Annotated in this window: 3 protein-coding genes; all 3 read left to right on the top strand. The window is 63.8% G+C overall.

Features of this window, described 5'->3' with window-relative positions:
• On the top strand, window positions 1-1,254 hold a 1,254-nt coding region (locus WBB85_RS22605; RefSeq protein WP_432640819.1), incomplete at its 5' end, for a carboxyl transferase domain-containing protein.
• Between the two features lie 3 nt (window positions 1,255-1,257).
• Entirely contained in the window at window positions 1,258-1,809 is a 552-nt protein-coding gene (locus WBB85_RS22600; RefSeq protein WP_432640818.1) for a thermonuclease family protein, read from the top strand.
• A complete protein-coding gene (locus tag WBB85_RS22595; RefSeq protein ID WP_432640817.1) occupies window positions 1,809-2,243 on the top strand; it encodes an ASCH domain-containing protein in 435 nt (144 codons plus the stop codon). The genes WBB85_RS22600 and WBB85_RS22595 overlap by 1 nt, the downstream gene beginning before the upstream one ends.
• The last annotated feature ends 66 nt before the right edge of the window (window positions 2,244-2,309 follow it).

The following is a 2,309-nucleotide window of genomic DNA, read 5'->3' as shown; positions in this document are numbered from 1 at the left end:
CCGATGACGGTCAAAAAGCATCTGCGCGCGCAGGAGATTGCCGAGGAAAACCATCTGCCCTGCATCTACCTCGTCGATTCAGGCGGCGCCAACCTGCCCAATCAGGATGAGGTCTTTCCGGACCGCGACCATTTCGGCCGCATCTTCTATAATCAGGCGCGGATGAGCGCGAAGGGCATCCCCCAGATCGCTGTCGTCATGGGGTCCTGCACCGCTGGCGGGGCTTACGTTCCCGCCATGTCCGATGTTTCGATCATCGTGAAGGAACAGGGCACGATTTTTCTAGCCGGACCGCCCCTTGTGAAGGCCGCGACGGGTGAGGTCGTTTCAGCCGAAGACCTCGGCGGCGGCGACGTCCATACCCGGCTTTCCGGCGTCGCCGATTATCTCGCCGAGGATGATGCCCATGCGCTGGCCCTCGCGCAGCGCGCGGTCAGCCATCTGAACCGCCGCAAACCGCAAAGCGTCGATTGGCAGACGCCCGAAGCCCCCGCCTACGACCCCGAGGAAATCCTCGGCCTCGTCCCCGCCGATCTGCGCACCCCCTATGATATCCGCGAGGTCATTGCCCGCATCACCGACGGATCGCGCTTCGACGAATTCAAGCCGCGCTTCGGCGAAACGCTGGTGACCGGTTTCGCCCATGTGATGGGCTGCCCGGTCGGCATCGTTGCCAATAACGGCGTCCTTTTTTCAGACGCCGCCGTGAAGGGCGCGCATTTCGTTGAGCTTTGCAGCCAGCGTAATATCCCGCTGGTGTTCCTGCAAAACATCACCGGCTTCATGGTCGGGCGGAAATACGAAAACGAAGGCATCGCCCGGCACGGCGCCAAGATGGTGACGGCGGTGGCGACGACCAATGTGCCAAAGATCACCATGCTCGTGGGCGGATCCTTCGGTGCCGGCAATTACGGCATGGCGGGGCGCGCCTATAGCCCCCGTTTCCTCTGGACCTGGCCCAATTCCCGCATCAGCGTCATGGGCGGCGAACAGGCGGCGGGCGTCCTTGCCACGGTCAAGCGCGATGGGATCGAGCGGGCAGGGGGCAAATGGAGCCCCGAGGAAGAAGCCGAATTCAAGCGCCCCACCATTGAAATGTTCGAAGAGCAGTCGCATCCCCTCTACGCCTCCGCCCGGCTCTGGGATGACGGGATCATCGACCCGAGGAAGAGCCGCGACGTGCTGGCACTCTCGCTCTCGGCGGCGCTCAATGCCCCCATCGAACCGACCCGGTTCGGTGTTTTCCGGATGTAAACCATGGCGCGGCACAAGAACAACATTGTGCGATTCAGCCGGGGTTACCGGCGGCCACCGAAATGGAATATGGGGTTGGCTCGCCGCCGCAACCGGATTGCCGATCCACGGTTCTATCTGCGTGCGGTCATCGGGTTTGCGACGTTCGGACTGGTCGCGCTGCCCGGCATCGCCGATGGGGCCCTGTCCATTCTGCGACCGCTGAAGGCTGAGAGTGAAAGCTGCCGCATCTATCAGGTGGTGGATGGTGATACGGTGCGGATGTGGTGCCCCGACAGTGGAAATGTCTCGGCACGGCTCACGGGCTTTGACACGCCGGAACTCTTCTCACCGCAATGCAGCACGGAACTAGCGGCGGCATTGAAGGCGAAATGGGCACTGCGCCGTGTGCTCTGGCAGGCGGATGAGGTCAGGATCGTACGTGACGGGAACGACCGCTACGGTCGCGCGCTGGTCGCGGCCTATATCGACGATGCGCCGCTCGCGCGTCGTATGATCGCGGACGGCCATGCCCGGGCCTACGGTGGCGGTGCCCGCCAGACATGGTGTGCGTGATGGCGGCGAAACCGAACACCATTCTTGCGCTCAACGCGGCACGGGCCCGCTATCCCGGGGCGGAAACCTTCACCTTCGGCGACAGCCGCGCGCTCTGCGACCGGCTGCTGGCGCTCGTCCGCACCGGTGCCAAGACCGCGACATGCGGTGCCTTGCGGGACTTTCATGCCGAAGGCGAGGCGCTTCCGGTCCCCGGCCGCCGCGACATCGCGCTCGACTGGGATGGCGGCCCGGCCCTTGTCATCGAAACCCGCGAGGTCGCCATCCGCCGCTTCTGCGATATCGATGAGGAATTCGCGCTGGCCGAGGTCGAGGATACCTCGCTTGCAGGCTGGCAGGCGGGCCACCGCGCCTTCTTCGAACGCAATGGCGGCTGGTCCGAGGACATGGAGCTTGTCTGCGAACGCTTCCGCCTGATCGAGGACTTGGGATGATTAGCTTTCTAGCCTCCGGCGGAGGTATTTCCGCCAAGATGAAATCCGATCCCCGTTCATCTTGGC

The sequence above is a fragment of the Albidovulum sp. genome, assembly GCF_049646345.1.
GTDB lineage: Bacteria > Pseudomonadota > Alphaproteobacteria > Rhodobacterales > Rhodobacteraceae > Albidovulum.
Note: the sequence above shows the minus strand (reverse complement) of the source record. Positions and strands in the feature narration are given on the sequence as shown.